The sequence below is a fragment of the Clostridium vitabionis genome, from assembly GCF_015351765.1.
Classification (GTDB): Bacteria; Bacillota; Clostridia; order Lachnospirales; family Lachnospiraceae; genus Clostridium_R; species Clostridium_R vitabionis.
Map to the genome: position 1 here is coordinate 65735 of NZ_JADKQA010000005.1, position 18810 is coordinate 84544.

Annotated in this window: 16 protein-coding genes; 4 read left to right on the forward strand and 12 right to left on the reverse strand. The window is 57.8% G+C overall.

The genetic code is table 11. The features are described 5' to 3' along the window. The first annotated feature begins 90 nt into the window (after positions 1-90). On the forward strand, positions 91-783 hold the full coding sequence (locus ISF27_RS10210; protein ID WP_194611388.1) for an iron-sulfur cluster assembly scaffold protein: 693 nt from the start codon (positions 91-93) through the stop codon (positions 781-783). An 18-nt stretch (positions 784-801) separates the two neighbouring features. Further along, positions 802-1821, forward strand: coding sequence for a GGGtGRT protein (locus ISF27_RS10215; protein ID WP_194611389.1), 1020 nt, complete (start codon positions 802-804; stop codon positions 1819-1821). A 267-nt stretch (positions 1822-2088) separates the two neighbouring features. Here ISF27_RS10215 and ISF27_RS10220 read toward each other — a convergent pair whose 3' ends face one another. The 11 genes from ISF27_RS10220 to ISF27_RS10270 form a co-directional block, all read right to left on the reverse strand. Further along, complete coding sequence (locus tag ISF27_RS10220; protein ID WP_328701602.1) at positions 2089-2841, reverse strand: type III pantothenate kinase; 753 nt, start codon at positions 2839-2841, stop codon at positions 2089-2091. A 39-nt stretch (positions 2842-2880) separates the two neighbouring features. Further along, on the reverse strand, positions 2881-3537 hold the full coding sequence (locus ISF27_RS10225; protein ID WP_194611391.1) for an ECF transporter S component: 657 nt from the start codon (positions 3535-3537) through the stop codon (positions 2881-2883). 200 nt (positions 3538-3737) lie between these two features. Then, a complete protein-coding gene (gene coaBC, locus ISF27_RS10230) occupies positions 3738-4952 on the reverse strand; it encodes a bifunctional phosphopantothenoylcysteine decarboxylase/phosphopantothenate--cysteine ligase CoaBC (protein ID WP_194611392.1) in 1215 nt (404 codons plus the stop codon). Between the two features lie 281 nt (positions 4953-5233). Beyond that, the gene (locus ISF27_RS10235) at positions 5234-5680 is read right to left on the reverse strand and encodes an Hsp20/alpha crystallin family protein (RefSeq protein ID WP_194611550.1); all 447 of its coding nucleotides are present in this window, start codon (positions 5678-5680) and stop codon (positions 5234-5236) included. A 165-nt stretch (positions 5681-5845) separates the two neighbouring features. After that, the gene (locus tag ISF27_RS10240; RefSeq protein WP_194611551.1) at positions 5846-6283 is read right to left on the reverse strand and encodes an Hsp20/alpha crystallin family protein; all 438 of its coding nucleotides are present in this window, start codon (positions 6281-6283) and stop codon (positions 5846-5848) included. A 269-nt stretch (positions 6284-6552) separates the two neighbouring features. Continuing rightward, positions 6553-7605 carry a 3-dehydroquinate synthase gene (aroB, locus tag ISF27_RS10245; protein WP_194611393.1) on the reverse strand — a complete coding sequence of 351 codons (1053 nt, stop codon included), beginning with the start codon at positions 7603-7605 and terminating at the stop codon, positions 6553-6555. Positions 7606-7855: 250 nt separating this feature from the next. After that, the gene (gene feoB / locus ISF27_RS10250; RefSeq protein WP_194611394.1) at positions 7856-10225 is read right to left on the reverse strand and encodes a ferrous iron transport protein B; all 2370 of its coding nucleotides are present in this window, start codon (positions 10223-10225) and stop codon (positions 7856-7858) included. 440 nt (positions 10226-10665) lie between these two features. Then, a complete protein-coding gene (locus ISF27_RS10255) occupies positions 10666-12414 on the reverse strand; it encodes a carbon starvation CstA family protein (RefSeq protein ID WP_194611395.1) in 1749 nt (582 codons plus the stop codon). A gap of 21 nt (positions 12415-12435) precedes the next feature. Then, a complete protein-coding gene (locus ISF27_RS10260) occupies positions 12436-13011 on the reverse strand; it encodes a hypothetical protein (protein WP_194611396.1) in 576 nt (191 codons plus the stop codon). Positions 13012-13261: 250 nt separating this feature from the next. Beyond that, positions 13262-15796 (reverse strand): heavy metal translocating P-type ATPase, encoded by a 2535-nt coding sequence (locus ISF27_RS10265; RefSeq protein ID WP_194611397.1) that lies wholly within the window; start codon positions 15794-15796, stop codon positions 13262-13264. A 64-nt stretch (positions 15797-15860) separates the two neighbouring features. Continuing rightward, positions 15861-16193, reverse strand: a complete 333-nt coding sequence (locus tag ISF27_RS10270; RefSeq protein ID WP_194611398.1) for a metal-sensing transcriptional repressor — start codon at positions 16191-16193, stop codon at positions 15861-15863. Positions 16194-16435: 242 nt separating this feature from the next. Here ISF27_RS10270 and ISF27_RS10275 point away from each other — a divergent pair, with 242 nt between their 5' ends. Beyond that, complete coding sequence (locus ISF27_RS10275) at positions 16436-17272, forward strand: pyridoxamine kinase (RefSeq protein WP_194611399.1); 837 nt, start codon at positions 16436-16438, stop codon at positions 17270-17272. A gap of 22 nt (positions 17273-17294) precedes the next feature. After that, a complete protein-coding gene (locus tag ISF27_RS10280) occupies positions 17295-18005 on the forward strand; it encodes a YggS family pyridoxal phosphate-dependent enzyme (RefSeq protein ID WP_194611400.1) in 711 nt (236 codons plus the stop codon). Positions 18006-18173: 168 nt separating this feature from the next. Here ISF27_RS10280 and ISF27_RS10285 read toward each other — a convergent pair whose 3' ends face one another. Beyond that, the gene (locus tag ISF27_RS10285) at positions 18174-18779 is read right to left on the reverse strand and encodes a flavin reductase (RefSeq protein WP_194611401.1); all 606 of its coding nucleotides are present in this window, start codon (positions 18777-18779) and stop codon (positions 18174-18176) included. Positions 18780-18810: the final 31 nt, after the last annotated feature.

Here is an 18810-nt window from a genome sequence, read left to right on the forward strand (position 1 = left end):
TTTAGCAATGATAGATGATAGTCATGTGAATTTTCAATCCGAGTTATTATTCACAGGGGCAGTTATGCCCAGATTTCAGGAGGGAAACCTATGACTTATTCGAGTGAAGTAACCAATATGTGCCCTGTTACCCAGGGTGTACATCATGGTGCCGCTCCGATTCCGGAGGAGGCAAAATGGGTACAGTCCAGGGAAATCAAGGATATCTCCGGATATACCCACGGTGTCGGCTGGTGCGCTCCCCAGCAGGGTGCCTGCAAGCTCTCGCTGAACGTTAAGAACGGTATCATCCAGGAAGCCCTGATTGAGACCATCGGATGTTCCGGCATGACCCACTCCGCCGCCATGGCCGCGGAGATTCTCCCGGGTCTTACCGTTCTCGAAGCCCTGAACACGGACCTTGTCTGTGATGCGATCAACACCGCCATGCGCGAGCTGTTCCTGCAGATCGCCTACGGACGCTCCCAGAGCGCATTTTCCGAGGACGGCCTTCAGATCGGCGCAGGCCTTGAGGATCTCGGCAAGGGCAACCGTTCCATGATCGGCACCACCTACGGGACGCTCTCCAAGGGTCCCCGCTACCTGGAGCTTACTGACGGCTACATCACGGATCTCGCCCTCGATGAGAATGACGAAATCATCGGATACAAGTTCGTAAACTTCGGCAAGATGATGGACTTCATCAAGGCCGGCGACGACGCCAACGCGGCACTGAAGAAGGCCTCCGGCCAGTACGGACGCTGCGACGACGCTGTCCGCTTCATTGATCCGCGCAAACAGTGATAGAGGGAGGACGAAGAGATGGCATTATTTGAATCATACGAGAGAAGAGAAAAGCAGATTCTTGCCAAGCTCAATGAGTACGGCATCAGCTCTATCGAGGAGGCGAAGAAGATCACCGAGGACGCCGGCCTTGATGTCTATCACATGGTTGAGCACATTCAGCCGATCTGCTTTGAGAACGCAAAATGGGCATACACCGTAGGCGCGGCAATCGCCATCAAGAAGGGATGCCGCCGCGCGGCTGATGCCGCGGCAGCCATCGGTGAAGGCCTCCAGTCCTTCTGCATTCCGGGTTCCGTCGCTGACCGCAGAAATGTCGGCCTTGGCCACGGCAACCTCGGCAAGATGCTCCTCGAGGAGGACACCGAGTGCTTCTGCTTCCTGGCCGGACATGAATCCTTCGCCGCCGCTGAGGGCGCGATCGGCATCGCCGAGAAGGCCAACAAGGTCCGCAAAAAGCCGCTCCGCGTTATCCTGAACGGCCTCGGCAAGGACGCCGCACAGATCATTTCCCGTGTCAACGGCTTCACCTACGTGGAGACCAAGTATGACTACGCTACCGGCGAGCTCAAGGAAGTGTTCCGCAAGTGCTATTCCAAGAACCCGGACAGCCCGCGCGCGAAGGTAAACTGCTACGGCGCGAACGATGTCCAGGAAGGCGTTGCCATCATGTGGCATGAGAACGTGGATATCTCGATCACCGGCAACTCCACGAACCCGACCCGCTTCCAGCACCCGGTTGCCGGCACCTACAAGAAGGAACGCCTTGAGGCAGGCAAGAAGTACTTCTCTGTTGCCTCCGGCGGCGGCACAGGCCGTACCCTTCACCCGGACAACATGGCAGCAGGCCCTGCTTCCTACGGCATGACGGACACCATGGGCCGTATGCACTCCGACGCCCAGTTCGCAGGTTCCTCCTCCGTTCCGGCGCACGTGGAGATGATGGGTCTCATCGGCATGGGCAACAACCCGATGGTCGGCGCAACCGTGTCTGTTGCGGTTTCTGTTGAGGAAGCGGCAAGAGCCGGGAAGTTCTGATTTCCCGGGGCGGGATCCGCGAAACCGGCGGCTCCCGCCCCGCACAGCCGCATCATGGACGAGCAGATTTGCTAAGCTCGAACTGCGCTTTCGCTTGTCCTCGTTAAGCGGCTGGTTATATCGTTAAGTGCTCTGCGTAAAAAAACAGACAGCTCAGAACCTGTCCTCTCCTGAGGGCCGCTCCGGGCTGTCTGTTTTGTTCTCTATGCCTGTTTTCTTCTCTGCCGACGACGGGCGCAGTTCATGACCTTCCATCTGCTTACCCATTCAGCGGTTCATCTCATAGAGCTTCAACAGGCCTTTCAGCATCAGGTCGTCATCATAGATCACCTTGCGCCGGCAGTACGGGGTGACAAATTTCGCCAGCCCGCCGGTGACAATGACCGATGCCTTCTGGCCAAGTTCTTCCTCGATCCGGTCAGCGCACCCGTCGATCATCGCCGCGTTGCTGTAAATGATGCCGGCGTGCATACACTCGACCGTATTTTTCCCGATCAGGCGCTCGGGCTCGGTGATATCCAGGGCCGGAAGCTGTGCTGCCCTCGCCGAGAGGGCGTCCAGGGAAGTCCTCATGCCCGGGATAATCATGCCGCCGATATAGTTGCGGTCGCGGTCCACACAGGTCACCGTGGTCGCCGTGCCCAGGTCAACAATGATCACCGGAGGTTCGGCCTCCGTCAGCGCCCCAACGGCGCCGACAATCAGATCCGCCCCCACCGTCTCCGGCCGGTCCATTTTTACCCGGATTCCGGTCTTTAGGCTGATGCCGGCGACCATCACCGGCACATGAAGGAGCTCCTCCACCGCCTGCTTCAGGTAGCCAGTCACCTGCGGCACAACGGAGCACAGGATCGCGCCGTCGATCTGTTTTCCGGGAATCCGGTTCAGGTCGAGGATATTTTTCAGAAGAATCGCATACTCCATATCCGTCTTTGACCGGTCTGTGGTCACACGGCGGATCCAGTAGGTTCTCTCCATGTCGATACAGCCGATGACAATATTCGAATTGCCAATATCCATCGCAAGCAGCATGGCGATACCTCTCTTTGAAAAATCAGGTCAGACCGTGACAGCCTTATGCGCGCCGCGAATCTCCGCAGGATGCATGAGCCTTGCCTTGACGAGCGCAGTCGCGACCAGGGCGGTAATCACAGTCGCCGAGAACATCTCAACGACGGCATTGATGCCGACAAAGGCGCAGATGAAGGCAATGATATTCCTGCCGCCGATCAGGTTCTGCATGTACTCCGTGTTGCCGAAAAGCAGCACCAGCATCGACATAAAGAACAGCGTATTCAGGAATGCCGCAAAGAAGCCGGTCACCGCGCTGGCAAGATGCAGGGATCCCCGTCTTGCGCGGATCAGCTGGAAAATATACCCGAGAAGCAGGCCGTCAAGGGCTCTCGGGACAAAGCGCTGGATAAAGGCAAGGAAGGGATTGATCTGGAAAAGGATGGCGCCCATCGCGCTGACGCCGCCGACCCCGATACACTGCAGGAAGCTGGTGAGGCCGAAGACCGATCCGGTGATCAGGCCGCCGACAGGGCCGAGCGCGATCGCGGTGATCGCCACGGGGATCATATTGAAGCTGATCGCCAGCGGACCGATATTCAGGTAGCCCAGCGGTGTGTAGGCCATGAGCAGCAGAACGCCGGTCATCATGCCCAGAAGGACGAGATTTGTGGTTGTGATGGTTTTTTGCTTTTCTGTTTTCATTTTTTCTCCTTTGTTATCGCTCCTCCATCAGAAGGATGCCATACGGGATGAGAGCCTCATGCGGGCGGCACAAAACGCCTCTCCGCACATCTCTCCGGAAAGGGTCTCCCTTTCCCATGATCGGGATCTTGCCCCGATGCCGCCGGCTTTCTGCCGTGCGGCTCGGATACTCCCTTATCTTAACGCAAATTTGACAAAATTCAATTGTTAATTTCTGAATTTCTGTTGATTTTGCGGGCAACCCGGCTGAGAATCTCGAAAGCCACCTCGTCCTTGCTCATGAGCGGCAGCTCCGTCTCCCCGTCCGCGGTGATCAGGGTGACCACGTTGGTATCTGTGCCAAATCCCGCCCCGGCCGTCTTGAGGTTATTGGCCACAATCATGTCCAGATGTTTCCGGGCAAGCTTTCTCCGGGAATTCTCCAGGACATTCTCGGTCTCCATGGAAAATCCGCAGAGAAACTGGTCCGCCCTCCGGTGATCCCCGAGATACTGGAGGATGTCATCGGTTCTCTCCAGCGGGATGGCGAGGCCGCCGTCCTTCTTGTGGATCTTCTCCGAGGCAACCTCCGCCGGCCGGTAATCCGCAACGGCGGCAGCCTTGATGATGGCGTCCATCTCCCCAGCGCGCGAGGTAACCTCGCGGAACATCTCCTTCGCGGAGACGATCTCAACCGTATGGACGAACCTGGGCTTCGGAAGATCCGTCTTTCCGGTCACCAGCGTCACCTCCGCCCCCCGCCCCGCGGCTGCGCGGGCAATGGCATAGCCCATTTTCCCCGTGGAATGGTTGGTGATATAACGGACGGGGTCAATGGCCTCCCGCGTGGGGCCGGCGGTGACCAGGACCTTCATGCCGGCCATATCCTTCGGATAAGCGATCTCCTGCTCAAGATACTCCAGAAGCTCGGCGGGCTCGGGCATTTTCCCCTCACCGGTGTCGCCGCAGGCAAGATACCCCGAATTGGGGCGGATAACCTTCATCCCGTAGTGCTCCAGCCGGCGCAGGTTGTCCTGGACGATGGGATTGTGGAACATTCTGGTGTTCATCGCCGGGGAGACAAGGATCGGGCAGGTGCAGGCGAGGATCGTTGTGGTCAGCATATCATCGGCGATCCCGGCGGCCATCTTGCCGATCACATCCGCCGAGGCCGGGGCGACCAGGACAATGTCCGCCTTCTTGGCGAGTGAAACATGCTCCACGCTGAATTCAAAGTTCCGGTCGAAGGTATCAATCAGGCACTTATTGCCGGTCAGCGTCTCAAACGTGATCGGTGTAATAAAGTTCACGGCATTTTTTGTCATCAGCACGTGAATGTCGGCGCCCTGCTTTTTGAGCGCGCTCGCGAGATACGGGATTTTGTATGCGGCAATACTGCCGGTCACACCGAGAAGAACAGTCTTTCCACGAAGCATAAGGTATCCTTTCCTCTGTCCGGGATCAGAATGATCCGGGCATCATCATATGTCTTTTCGCATTCATTATACTTTCTTTTCGATCCTATGCCAAGGCAGGCATATTCGCCAGGTTCGAACCGGGTCCGCGCTTGTTCAGTGCCAGGCACAGCAAAAGGGCTGCCTCCCATCTCCCCGGAGGGAAATGTGAGACAGCCCCATATCAGGAGTTATCTATATATCAACCAGTATCTGCTCGGAGCAGATACGTGAATGGAGGTCGCTTAAGGCTTCCGTCGCCGTTATCCGGCGATGGCAATCAGCTTATGCTCGGGTGTCTTCTTCTCCTCGTCCTTCTTCGGGACGGTAATCCGAAGCACGCCGTCCTCAAATTTTGCCTTCACCTCATCCTCAGTGACGTCCTCACCGACGTAGAAGCTTCTCTCGACAGCCCCGCTGTAACGCTCATTGCGGATCATGCGCCCCTTCTTATCCTTGTCGTCCTTCTCGACGCCCTTGGCCGCGCTGATCACCAGGCAGCCATCCTTGAGCTCCAGCTTGATTTCGTCTTTCTTGAAGCCAGGCAGGTCAACTGCCAGCTCATAGGCATTGTCCAGCTCACGGACATCCGTCTTCATCAGATTCTTTGCACTTCTGCCGAACAACGGATTCTTTCTCGAGAATGCCCTGTCCATATCATCCATCCAGTCATCCATCAGATCTTCACCAAATAAAGCAGGCATGTACATCATAAAAATTCCTCCTTTGAACATTCGGTTCCGGATGCTGTTCAGAACTGAAAAACTTTTCTATATAAACCGGGGCTGTAACCGCCCGGGGGTTGTCATTGTCCTTTAAACATTCCTTCCGTGCCTCAGGTGCCGGGCGCCCGTCCGGCTGCCGAGGCGGAAAAATTATTCAATCGCGATCGTCTTCTTCTCCGGAATCTGCTTCGCATCCTTCTTCGGCAGTTCCAGTCTCAGGATACCGTTCTCGAACTTCGCCTTCACATCTTCCTCGGTCAGGTTATCCCCGACATAGAAGCTTCTCTGCATCGATCCGGCATATCTTTCCTGACGGATCAGCCTGCCGTTCTGATCCTTCTCCTCCTTGTTCTGGTGCTTCTCGGCGGTAATGTTCAGATAGCCGTCATTCAGCTCCAGCTTGATGTCCTCCTTCTTGTAGCCCGGCAGCTCGACATCCAGCTGATACCCGTTCTCGTTTTCCCGGATATCAGTTTTCATCAGGGCACTCGCCTGTCTCCCGCTCGCCGGCTGGCTGAAAAAGCTGTGATCAAAATCATCAAAGAAATCATCAACAAGATTCTCACCGAAAATACTGGGCATATACATCATCATCATTACCTCCACTGATTGATCTCATTTATTCTGATCGGGAACGCATCCTGCCGATCTCCTGATCCCTTCCGGATTTCTGTTCCCTCTTTCTTCTTACATTATGCATTATAGCACAGTTGTTAGCACTGTCAAGATGTGAGTGCTAATCTTTTTACAAAAATTTCTCATCGCCCGGAAGATGCCCTTCAAACCGCCGCGGGCGGACTTCCCCGTGGAAATCCGCCCGCAGCACGATTTGTTCACAATCAAGGCAGCCGCGAAGCTCAAAGCCCCAGCCGCAAAATCTCATCCAGCTCGCCAAAGCCGGTCTTGACCAGTACACACCTGCCGACATCCCTGGGCTCAATCAGCGTGATCTGATCCCCCCGGCGCTTCTTGTCGGCACGTGCCGCCTTAAGTAAATCTTCCCTCGGGATATCACAGGTCTTCGGCAGATGGTATTTCTCCAGCAATTTCTCCAGAATCCTCCCGCACGCCTTCGGGCAGCAGCCTTTCGCGATGCAGCCCCTGGTCATCACTGCCATGCCCATAGCGACGCCCTCCCCGTGGTAATAGCGGTAGCCGGCGCACCGCTCGATGGCATGCCCGATCGTGTGCCCGAAGTTCAGGATCTGCCGCCCGCCGGTATCACGTTCATCCGACGCGACGACGTCCCGCTTCATGGTCACACAGTCCGCAATCACCTTCTCGATGTCGGTTCCCACCGGATTGTCCAGAAGAAACTCCAGGAGGCCGCGGCTCAGGATCATCCCGTACTTGATGATCTCCGCCCACCCCTCGGCGTATACCGCCGGTTCCAGGGTTTTCAGCGTGTCGGGGTCGCAGACGACGAGAACTGGCTGGGTAAATGTCCCGACCAGGTTTTTCCCCTCCGGGAGATCCACCGCGGTCTTCCCGCCGACCGAGGAATCCACCATCGCAAGAAGGGAGGTCGGGATCTGGACATAGGGAATCCCGCGGAGAAACAGGGATGAGGCCAGGCCGCCCATATCGCCAGTGACCCCGCCGCCCAGCGCGAAGACCGCGTCCTGGCGGGTGAACTCTTTCCTGGCGAGGAATGTCAGGATCTCTCCGAGTGTTCCCAGATTTTTCGAGGTCTCCCCGGCGGGGAAGACGAAGGAATCAACCGTGAAGCCAGCATCCCTGAGGCTTTCCTCCACCGCCGGGCCGTAGAGCGGCCACACATTGCTGTCCGAGATGATGGCCGCGTGCCGGCCGCGGATGAGCGGCGCGGACAATTCCCCCACGCGGGCGAGAAGCCCCCGCTCAATGAGGACCTTGTACGTAATCGATGCGCTGACGATGATTTCTTCCATGATGCCTCTCCCCTCATTTCCAAGCCGCGCTCTTCGCGGCTGCCGCCTCGACAATGCAGCCCTTCTCATCCTGCGTGATCTTGGTGAGATACCTGTACCCGCTGTCTTTTCATTGGTCTCCTTCAGAAATTTCTCCCAATTCTGTCTTTCCTATTCTACCGCCGGGCGGCAGAGGCCGCAACTGCTTTTCCGCTTTTTAACTTTTACTCAAAAAAGGACTCCTGCCGCAGCCAGGCAGAAGCCCCACATCTCAGATCAGAAGACCGCCGACAAGGCGGACAAGCACCGCCGCAATCCAGGCAATCACACACTGGCTGACCACAACACCGACCGCAAAGCCATTTCCCTGCTCCCTGCGGATCGAGGAAATTGCCGCGACGCAGGGCGTATAGAGGAGGCAGAACACCAGCATGGAGGCCGCCTGAAGGCTCGTGAGAGCCGCCTGGACTTCGGCCATCCCGCCGTAGAGGACGTTCAGGGTCGCCACAACGCTCTCCTTCGCCATAAAGCCGGAGATCAGCGCTGTGGAGATCCTCCAGTCGTCAAGCCCGGCGGGCGCGAGGATCGGTGCGATCTTTCCGGCAATAACCGCGAGGATGCTGGACTGCGAATCCGCGGTCATCTGGAGCCTCAGGTTAAAGTTCTGGAGGAACCAGATCACGATGGTCGCCATGAAGATCACGGTAAATGCCCGCTCCAGGAAGTCCTTCGCCTTGTCCCAGAGCAGCTGGAGCACATTTTTCGCTCCCGGCAGCCGGTAGTTCGGAAGTTCCATGACAAAGGGAACCGCCTCGCCCTTGAACATCGTATTCTTGGTCACCAGGGCGGCCAGGATGCCGATGCATATTCCGGTAAAGTAGAGCAGGATCATGACAAGCACCGCGTGACGCGGGAAAAATGCCGCCGTGAAGAACGCATAGATCGGCAGCTTCGCGGAGCAGCTCATGAACGGCGTCAGCATGATCGTCATCTTCCGGTCGCGGTCGGACGGCAGCGTCCGGCTGGCCATAACACCGGGAACCGTGCACCCGAAGCCGATCAGCATCGGGACGATACTCCGCCCGGAGAGGCCGATTTTCCTGAGCTGCTTGTCCATGACAAAAGCCACGCGGGCCATATAACCCGTATCCTCCAGAAGGGACAGGAAGAAGAACAGGGTGACAATGATCGGGAGGAAACTCAGCACCGTGCCGACACCGTTGAACACGCCGTCGATCACGAGGGAGTGCACCGGGGCCGCGATATCTGCCGCGGTCATGGCCCTGTCCGTGACCTCCGTGAGCCAGCCGACCAGATCAGCCATGACCTTCTGGAGAAATGCGCCGATCAGGCCGAAGGTCATCCAGAAGACCAGCGCCATGATGCCGATGAAGGCCGGAATCGCGGTGTAGCGCCCCGTCAGAACCTTATCGATGGCGACACTGCGCTGGTTCTCCCGGCTCTCCTTCGGGCGGATGAGGGTCTGGCCAACCAGCTTCCGGATGAAGGCAAATCGCATGTCCGCGATCGCCGCCGCCCTGTCCAGGCCGCGCTCCGCCTCCATCTGCACAATGATGTGCTCAATCATCTCCTTCTCATTTTCCGTCAGGTTCAGCGCTTCCATCACCCGCGGGTCGCCCTCGGCGAGCTTCGTCGCCGCAAAGCGGACAGGAATCCCCGCCGCCTTCGCGTGATCCTCGATCAGGTGCATGATGCCGTGCAGACAGCGGTGTACAGCCCCGCCGTGGTCATTCGCGTCGCAGAAATCGGTGATTCCCGGCGTCTCCTGATAATGCGCCACATGAACCGCGTGACGGACAAGCTCATCGATGCCCTCATTCTTCGCCGCCGAGATCGGGACGACCGGGATGCCCAGCATTTCCTCCATCTTATTGACGCGGACAGACCCGCCGTTTCCGGTCAGCTCGTCCATCATGTTCAGGGCGAGCACCATCGGGATATCCAGCTCCATCAGCTGCATGGTCAGGTAGAGATTTCTCTCCAGGTTGGTGGCATCCACAATATTGATGATCCCCTTCGGGTGCTCACCGATAATATACTGCCGGGTGACGATCTCCTCGCTCGTGTAGGGAGACAGGGAGTAAATGCCGGGAAGGTCGGTGATCTCCGTGTCCGGATACCCCCGGATCACACCGGCCTTGCGGTCCACCGTGACGCCGGGGAAATTGCCCACATGCTGATTCGACCCGGTCAGCTGGTTGAACAGCGTAGTCTTGCCGCAGTTCTGATTGCCCGCCAGGGCAAAGGTCAGGACGGTGCCATCCGGCAGCGGGTGCTCGCCGGCGCGGACGTGATACTTCCCGCCCTCGCCGAGCCCCGGATGGACGGTCTGGTTAATCAGCCCCCTGCCATCCGTGTCCGCCGCATCCGCCGCGGCTGATGGTTCCGCCGCATCCGCCGCCGGATTGATCTCGATCTTTCCTGCGTCGTCAAGCCGCAGCGTCAGCTCATAACCATGAATCTGCAGCTCCATCGGATCGCCCATGGGCGCGTACTTAACCAAGGTCACGCGCACGCCGGGGATCAGTCCCATATCCAGAAAATGCTGGCGGAGCGCCCCTTCCCCGCCAACCGCGGTGACCACAGCACTTTTTCCCACACGAAGTTCCTTTAATGTCATTCTTCCTATCCTCTCTCATTTTAGTTAGAAGGACTTAACAATCTTCATTATACCGGCTCGTCCGGTTTTTACAAGAGCTGCCCGCGAAAATCCGGCACCGCGGAGCGCGGGGGGTAACCAGCAGCGATAACATCGCCGGGATCAGCCCGTGGTTTTCGTCAGAACAGCAAATTTGCTAAGTTCGAACTGCGCTTACGCTTGTTCTCACTAAGCAAATTCGCATAGCTCGCACTAAACTCGCACTTCGCCCGCTGGGCTCGCGCCCCGCTCCGCGGATAGCCACTCCACTAAACTCGGACTGCGCTTTCGCTTGTCCTCGTTAAGCGGCTGGTTATTGTTAAGTGCTCTGCATAAGCAAAAGCCTCCGGAATTCCGCCAAAGCGGAATCCCGGAGGCCAGGATTTTCCCTCGATTTTTGTAACTCATCTGCAGCGGGCAGATCAGGCGTCAAGCGCTGCCTTCTCCGCGTGCTGCTTATGCAGTGTGCGGAAGCTGTCCACGGCCAGGTCGATCGCGAGAACGACAAGGACGATGGCGATAGCTGCCTGAATGTAGCTCCACATCCCGCCGGCGGTGAGCTTCGCCTTGATGGTCTGGCAGAGGGAGGTGATCGTCACCAGCAGCATGAAGACCATCGGGAAGTAGAACATCTTGTTATTTCTGCCGACGGAGCCGAGCCACGCGCATACCGCGAGAAGGCCCAGAGCCGCAAGCAGCTGGTTGGCGGCGCCGAACAGCGGCCAGATCTTGGTATATCCGGTAAGGCCGAGGCCGATACCGAGAATCACCGTGATGATCGTGGACACATACGGGTCAGCGAAAAATCTCTTTGCCCCGGTCAGATCCCTGTAGGTCTGATCTTTTTCGGTGAAGAATTCCTGGAACATATAGCGGGCAAGACGGGTCGCCGTATCCAGGGAGGTCAGGCAGAATACCGATACCGCGAGGATCAGTGTGCTGTACGCAACGCTGACCAGCGGGCTGTCCTGGCCGACGAAGGTGCCGATCATCTCGGACACGCCCTTGGCAAATACCGCTGTCGGGGAGGTCAGTCCGGCTTCCGCGGGCGACGCGGAGGACGCGCCGGCCCAGACAAAACCGACCGCGCAGAGGGAAATCACGCCGACCACGCACTCAATCAGCATGGAACCATAGGCCACCGGGCGTGCGCTCTTCTCATTGTCGAGCTGCTTGGACGTTGTTCCGGAGGATACCAGGGAGTGGAATCCGGAAATCGCGCCGCAGGCGATGGTGACGAACAGGGCCGGGAACATCGTACCGGTCGTGAAGAGGCCATTGCTCTTCGGTGCCGTGAAGCTGGTAAATGCCGGCATCGCGAGATTGCCGTTTCCACCGAACGCGCATCCGAGGATGCCGACAATGGAGACAAGGATCATGAAGTACAGCAGGAAGGAGCTCAGGTAATCGCGCGGCTGGAGAAGAATCCATACCGGGGTTACGGAAGCCACGGCGATGTACAAGCCGATCAGCCACATCCAGGCGTTGTAAGACAGGGAAAGCGGATGCCAGTTGAGGCCCAGGGCAACGATGCCGCAGATGCCGATGATGCCGAGGACGCTGGCCGCGACAATGTTCATGTTCATCCGGTATACGAGGATGCCGAAGATAATGGCCAGGACGATGAACAGCAGGGAAATGCTCGCGGTAGAAAGGTTCGCGCTGAGCGCCTGCCCCTCAACCGCCTTGCCCGCTGCCGTCGTGTTGCCGAACGTGGAGGCAACGATGGAGCCGAACGCGGCGACAACGAGAAGAAGGGTCACATAGCAGAACACAAGGAAGATCCGCTTTGCCTTCGTTCCCATCGTGTCGGCGATAACCTCGCCGATCGACTTGCCGTCATTTCTCAGGGAAGCAAAAAGCGCACCGAAATCATGAACGCCGCCGAAGAAGATGCCTCCGATCAGGATCCAGAGCAGGACCGGAACCCAGCCGAATACCGCGGCCTGGATCGGGCCGTTGATCGGGCCGGCGCCGGCGATCGACGAAAAGTGGTGTCCCATAAGGACGGGGGTCTTTGCGGGCACATAATCCATACCATCCTGGAAGGTGTGTGCCGGTGTGGTGCGGTCGGGATCAACACCCCACTGCTTTGCAAGCCATCCGCCGTAGCATACATAGCCGACAGCGAGGATGATGATGCTTGCGATGAGAACTACTGCAGCGTTCATAACATTTCCTCCTCTGTAAAATTACTGCTGCTTCGCGAGAAGATCCAAGTACCCCGGAAGGCCCTGATGAACCTCCCGAAAAATATCCTCGTAGATTTTCCGATGTCTCGCCGCGTCCCGGTTGGTAAAAATCTGTTCCTTCCCGAGATCAGCGAGAATCAGGTGGGTCTCCGCCCGCCCCCGGAGGGTAAAAAGGTAACTCCGCGTGAAGCGGAACCGCCGGACCGCCTGAACCGTATCCGGATCCGGTGTCTCCCGAAGGAGCACGATCACCGTCAGATAGGAAATCATGTGATCCTTCTCGGGAAGCTTCTCTCCCCCGCGGACCATCTCCGGTTCCATGTGCTGTTCAACCAGTCTCTTCACTTCCTCTGTGATCTCCGCCCCGCAACGCTCCCTCTCCAGAAAGAGGACATGCTCATGCGAATCGGTCGTCCAGAGGTTTGCCTGCCGGACGAGAACGTACTTCTCGCTCTTGGAAGAAAAGCACGCATACGCCGGGTAAATGGTTCCGCCTACGCTGTATGGCACCTCGATGTCAAAAGTCGGCATGTATTTTGCCAGCAGGCGTTCCCTGTACTCCTTCGGTGTGATCATGTTTCTCTCCCGTTTCTGAAAACCTTGTTTAGAAAATTTTCATTTTTAGTTTATAGCACGTTAACAATCCGCTGGCAAGCAAAATTTACAAAGTTGAATATTATTCATCATCATGTTGCTTGTCTGTACACTAATTGTTCATTTTTTGACAATTTATGTCATTCCCTCTATGAGAAATATAGCTATATATATAAGAAGAAACCCGGCATGCCGCCGGGCTTCTCCCTATCCTTGCTCCTCCCGCCTGGTCTCAGGCGATGTCCACTACCTTATAGTCGTGATCCTCCACGGCCTTTTTGAGCACCGCGTCGTCGACATCCTTCGTCAGCTCCACAACAGCCTGCCCCTTCTCATGGCTGACTTCCGCGCCGGCTACGCCGTCCAGCCCCTCCAGGGCTTTCTTCACCGTGGCCTCGCAGTGGCCGCACATCATTCCCTCGATCTTCAACGTCTTCTTCATTGCTTCCTCCTTATTCTCTCCCTTTTCCTCAAGGATTTCCTCAGGGAGCTCAACCGGTTTCTGAGATCTATCTCCTGAAGCGTCGTGCAGCCGGAAAAGGTTCAGCCGCAGCGCGTTCATGCATACCGTAAAGCTGGAAATGCTCATGGCCGCCGCGCCGTACATGGGCTTCATCGCAAAGCCGTAGAGGCCCATCGCCAGCGGAATGCAGATGATATTGTAAAAGAATGCCCAGAACAGGTTCTCATGAATGTTCCGGATCGTCGCCCGGCTCATGCGGATCGCCGCGGACACATCGGTCAGCCGGCTCTTCATCAGGACGACATCCGCCGCGTCCACCGCGACATCCGCCCCGGCGCCGATCGCGATGCCGATATCCGCACGGGTGAGCGCGGGCGCGTCGTTGATGCCGTCGCCGACCATCGCGACCTTTCCGCTCTTCTGGAGAGCGCGGATGACGCTCTCCTTGCCGTCCGGCAGGACGCCGGCAATCACCCGGTCTACGCCGGCCTGCTTGCCGATCGCCTTCGCGGTGCGCGCATTGTCCCCGGTCAGCATCACCACCCGGATGCCCATTTTCCGGAGTTCCTCCACCGCCTGCGGGCTGTCTTCCTTGATAACATCCGCGACGGCGATCATCCCGAGAAGGCGGCCGTCCTCCGCGAAGAAGAGCGGCGTCTTGCCCTGCCCGGAGAGCTCATCTGCCTGCCGGTTCATCTCCGCACTGATCGCGGCTTTTTCGCCGATAAATGCCCGGCTGCCGCCGAGGACCGTCTTCCCGCCGATTACTCCCCGGAGGCCGTTGCCGGGAAGTGCCTGAAATCCTTCCGCCTCCTCCGCGGGAACCTGCATTTCCTTACCATACTCGACAACCGCCTTCGCGAGCGGGTGCTCACTCTTCTGCTCCAGGGCATAAGCCCGCTTGAGGAGCAATTCCTCATCAATCCCCTCCGCGGGAACGATATCGGTCACCTTCGGAACTCCCGCGGTGATGGTTCCGGTCTTGTCCAGGGCAACGATCTGCACCCGCCCGGTCTCCTCGAGGGACTGGGCAGTCTTATAGAGGATACCGTTCTTCGCGCCCATGCCGCTGCCGACCATGATCGCCACCGGGGTCGCGAGGCCGAGCGCGCAGGGGCAGCTGATGACGAGCACCGTGATCGCCCGCGCGATCGCGAAGCCGACATCCCGGCCGGCGAGGAGCCAGCCCGCAAAGGTCAGCAGGGCGATGCCCATAACCGCGGGCACGAAAATCGCGGATACCCGATCGGCGATCCTCGCGAGAGGCGCTTTAGTCGCCGCCGCGTCACTGACCATCTGGATGATCTGGGAGAGTGTCGTGTCCTCCCCGACCCTCGTCGCCCGGCAACGGATAAAGCCGGACTGGTTGATCGTCGCCGCGGAAACCCTGTCCCCGGCAGCCTTGTCCACCGGGATGCTCTCGCCGGTCAGGGCGGACTCATTGACCGCCGTGCTGCCGTCAAGGATCACGCCGTCCACCGGGATATTTTCCCCCGGGCGCACGACAAAGATGTCATCGCGGTGCACTTCCTCAATGGGGACCTCGGTTTCCGCGCCGTCCCGCTCGATCACCGCCGTCTTCGGGGCAAGCTTCATCAGGCTCTTCAGCGCGTCGGTCGTCCGCCCCTTGGACATCGCCTCGAGAAGCTTCCCGACCGTGATCAGCGTCGGGATCATCGCGGCGGACTCAAAGTAGAGGTTCATCGAATACCGCGCCACCGCAGCCGCGTCCCCGCGGCCCATCGCGTCGATCATGAGAAACAGCTCAGCCAGGCTGTAGCCGAAGGAAGCTGTGGAGCCGAGGGCAACCAGGGTGTCCATGTTCGGGGCGCCGTGGAAAAGCCCCCGAAACCCGCTCGTGAAGAACTTCCGGTTGATGACAAGAACCACGATCGCGATCAGCATCTCCAGAACCGCCTGGGAAGCGGCGTTCTCGAAAATGGGCGGCACCGGCCAGCCCAGCATCATGTGCCCCATGGAGAAATACATCAGGATGAGCAGGAAGACCACCGAGGAGAACAGCCGTTTTTTCAAAACCGGCGTCTCCTTGTCTTTCAGCGCCTCTTCCTCCTCGGCGAGCTTAGTGCCCGCAGATTCCCGCGCGGCGCCCTTTACCGATGCCCCATAGCCCGCATTTTCCACCGCCTTGATGATCTCGGACGGCTTCGCTGTCCCCTCGACCGCCATTGAGTTCGTCAGAAGGCTCACACTGCAGGAGGTCACGCCGGGCACCTTCTTCACCGCCTTCTCGACATGCGCGCTGCACGAGGCGCAGCTCATGCCGGTAACATTATACTGTTTCATGCCTTATTCTCCTTCCCGCCGCATTCTCCGAAATCTGCCGGATGATTCCCATCATTTCAGCAGTTCATTTCATCAGTTTCTGGAGGACATTCAGCAACTCATCGATCGTCTGGTCATCGCCCTCGCGGATCTGCTGCACAACACAGGTGCGGATGTGATTTGCGAGCAGCACCTTGTTGAAGCTGTTCAGCGCGCTGCTGACCGCCGAACATTGAATCAGGATATCCGGGCAGTAGGCGTTATGCTCAAGCATGCCCTCAATCCCGCGGATCTGCCCCTCGATCCGCTTGAGCCGGTTCATCAGTTCCTTATATTCCTTTTCCGGCCGCATCTTCTCGCGGTGCGAGCAGTTCTCGCACTTTTCGCACGTTTTCTCCGTCTTTTCCTTCGCCGCCATATCGCATTCCTCCTGGTAAGCTCGATCATCTCCGCCGGAAACAGGAGGAGGAAAAATCCCCAGGCACCTCTCCCCGGCATGTCGATATAGTATACCCCAGTAAGGTATATGTCAAGGCTTTTTTCCGCCATCTGTCGGGACAGATAGACTGTCCTGATATATTTTCTTATTTTTGTCTATTAAAATCAGGACAGATTGCCTCTAGAATGGGAGAATGAACAGAAAAAGCGAGGTATCTGCTGATGAAAAAAATTGTGACAATCCAGGATATTTCCTGCTATGGCAAATGCTCAATCACGATCGCCCTCCCGGTGCTCTCCGCGATGGGCATCGAGACCGCCATCCTGCCCACCGCGGTTCTCTCCACCCACACAATGTTCCCGGCACCCACATGCCGTGACCTGCAGGATCAGATTGCGCCCATTTCCGCCCACTGGCAGAAGCTCGGCCTATCCTTCGATGCCATCTACACCGGATACCTGGCATCCGCCGGGCAGATTGCCCTTGTCCGGAAGTTCTTCGACACGTTCGGCGGGGAAGGCACGCTCCGCTTCGTGGACCCGGCCATGGCGGACGGTGGAAAGCTTTACCCGGCGTTTGATCGGGATTTTCCCAAAGCCATGGCTTCCCTCTGCGCATGCGCGGACATCATCGTCCCGAACCTGACGGAGGCCTGCCTGATGACCGGAACGCCCTATCTCCCTGACGGGGATGAGAAGTATCTCCGGAGCCTTCTCGAGAAGCTCGCCGCCCTCGGCACGCGGAAGGCCGTCGTCATCACCGGCGTAACTCCCGAGAAGGGGAAAACCGGCGTCATGGGTATGGAGGCTGCGTCCGGGAAGTTTTTCGGTTTCTCCCACGAGAAGCTCTCCCGCAGCTACCACGGAACCGGCGACCTCTTCTCCAGCACCGCCGTGGGCGCGATGATGAACGGATTTTCCATGGAAGACTCCCTGCGGATCGCCGCGGACTACACGGTGGCGTCCATCCGGGAGACGATGGAGCACGATCCGGAAAAGGAATACAGTGTTGATTTTGAGGCCGTCATTCCCTATCTTTTAAAGAGAATCGGCAAATAATTCAGAAGGGGGTATGTTCACCATGGAACTTTCTGCGGAAACCATTGAGCAAAATCTCCGGGAGGTCCGCGAAAAAGTCGCAGAGGCCTGCCGGAAATCCGGGCGAAACCCGGAGGACGTGAAGGTGCTTGCGGTCAGCAAGACAAAGCCCGTCGAGGACATCCGGGCAGCCATGTCCATCGGACAGCACGCCTTCGGCGAAAACTATGTCCAGGAAATCCAGAAAAAGTACGAGGTTCTCGGTGACCAGGTGGAATGGCACATGATCGGCCACCTGCAGAGAAATAAGGTAAAATACATCATCGACAAGGTGAAGCTGATCCACTCCGTAGACACCGTCGAGCTGGCGGAGCAGATTGAGAAGGAAGCCGCGAAGCACGGGGTAAACATGGATGTCCTCCTGGAGGTCAATATCGCGCGGGAGGAGACCAAGTGGGGCTTCACCGCCGAGGCTGCCCCGGAGGCAGCGAAGGTGATCGGGGCGATGCCGCACATCCAGGTCCGCGGCCTCATGACCTCCGCACCGATCACGGAGGATGCCGAAACCAACCGGGTGCACTTCCGGAACCTGCGGCTGCTCAGCGAGCAGATCGGCGCAATGGGGTATCCCGGCGTCAGGATGGATACCCTGTCCATGGGCATGACCGCCGACTATCCGGTCGCCGTGGAGGAAGGCGCGACCATCGTCCGGGTCGGCACCGCCATCTTCGGTGAGAGAAACTATCAGAAGTGACCGGATTTTCCGGCTGGAAACCGGATTTCGCCTCGGTATCCGGTTCTCCCGCAATGCTCAGAAAGGCCCGCCCCGGCATCCCGGAGCGGGCCTTTCTGACCATATCATCCGATTATCCAAGAGAACACGGGAATCTCCCCGGCCATCCGCCGGAGGATCCGTTCAAGATTACAGCTTCCGGAAATCGGATGCCGGATGTTTGCAGATCGGGCAAATGAAATCCGGCGGGAGAACCTCGCCCTCATAGATATAGCCGCAGATCGTGCAGATCCAGCCGGTCTTCTTCGGCGCCGGCTCCGGCTTCGGCTTAATGTTGGAGAAGTAGTAGGCGTAGGTCGCGGACGGGGTATCCGCAAGCACCTCACCATCCGTCACATCCGCGATAAACAGGGTATGGCTGCCGACGTCGATGGACTGGATCACCTTTGCGGAGATATAGGCGTTCGTCTCGCCGGTGTTCAGGTACACAATCCCGTTCGCCGAGCGGCTGATCTCGATGCCTGCCATCTTATCCACATCGCGCCCGCTCTGGAAGCCGAAATGGCGGAAAGTGTCAAATTTGGCCTTCTCGCTGAGAATAGAGACATTGAACTCCCCTGTCTTCAGGATCATATCGTGCGTGTAATTCTTCTTGTTGACCGAGATGGAAATCCGGTTCGGCTCACTGGCCACCTGCGTCACCGTGTTGATGATGCAGCCGTTATCCTTCTCGCCGTCCTTCGCGGTGAGGACAAACAGCCCATAGGACAGCTTGTGCATAACCTGGTCGTTCATTGTGTACCCTCCTTTGCTGATTCCTGAATTG

Excerpts from the sequence above, each read along its gene's own strand:
- ISF27_RS10240 (WP_194611551.1), bottom strand. The coding sequence starts at position 6,283 with ATGTATATGCCCAGTATTTTCGGTGAGAATCTTGTTGATGATTTCTTT.
- ISF27_RS10235 (WP_194611550.1), bottom strand. The coding sequence starts at position 5,680 with ATGTACATGCCTGCTTTATTTGGTGAAGATCTGATGGATGACTGGATG.
- coaBC (WP_194611392.1), bottom strand. The coding sequence starts at position 4,952 with ATGCTTCGTGGAAAGACTGTTCTTCTCGGTGTGACCGGCAGTATTGCC.
- ISF27_RS10285 (WP_194611401.1), bottom strand. The coding sequence starts at position 18,779 with ATGAACGACCAGGTTATGCACAAGCTGTCCTATGGGCTGTTTGTCCTC.
- feoB (WP_194611394.1), bottom strand. The coding sequence starts at position 10,225 with ATGACATTAAAGGAACTTCGTGTGGGAAAAAGTGCTGTGGTCACCGCG.
- ISF27_RS10280 (WP_194611400.1), top strand. The coding sequence starts at position 17,295 with ATGGAACTTTCTGCGGAAACCATTGAGCAAAATCTCCGGGAGGTCCGC.
- ISF27_RS10270 (WP_194611398.1), bottom strand. The coding sequence starts at position 16,193 with ATGGCGGCGAAGGAAAAGACGGAGAAAACGTGCGAAAAGTGCGAGAAC.
- aroB (WP_194611393.1), bottom strand. The coding sequence starts at position 7,605 with ATGGAAGAAATCATCGTCAGCGCATCGATTACGTACAAGGTCCTCATT.
- ISF27_RS10265 (WP_194611397.1), bottom strand. The coding sequence starts at position 15,796 with ATGAAACAGTATAATGTTACCGGCATGAGCTGCGCCTCGTGCAGCGCG.
- ISF27_RS10225 (WP_194611391.1), bottom strand. The coding sequence starts at position 3,537 with ATGAAAACAGAAAAGCAAAAAACCATCACAACCACAAATCTCGTCCTT.
- ISF27_RS10260 (WP_194611396.1), bottom strand. The coding sequence starts at position 13,011 with ATGATCACACCGAAGGAGTACAGGGAACGCCTGCTGGCAAAATACATG.
- ISF27_RS10275 (WP_194611399.1), top strand. The coding sequence starts at position 16,436 with ATGAAAAAAATTGTGACAATCCAGGATATTTCCTGCTATGGCAAATGC.
- ISF27_RS10220 (WP_328701602.1), bottom strand. The coding sequence starts at position 2,841 with ATGGATATTGGCAATTCGAATATTGTCATCGGCTGTATCGACATGGAG.
- ISF27_RS10255 (WP_194611395.1), bottom strand. The coding sequence starts at position 12,414 with ATGAACGCTGCAGTAGTTCTCATCGCAAGCATCATCATCCTCGCTGTC.
- ISF27_RS10215 (WP_194611389.1), top strand. The coding sequence starts at position 802 with ATGGCATTATTTGAATCATACGAGAGAAGAGAAAAGCAGATTCTTGCC.
- ISF27_RS10210 (WP_194611388.1), top strand. The coding sequence starts at position 91 with ATGACTTATTCGAGTGAAGTAACCAATATGTGCCCTGTTACCCAGGGT.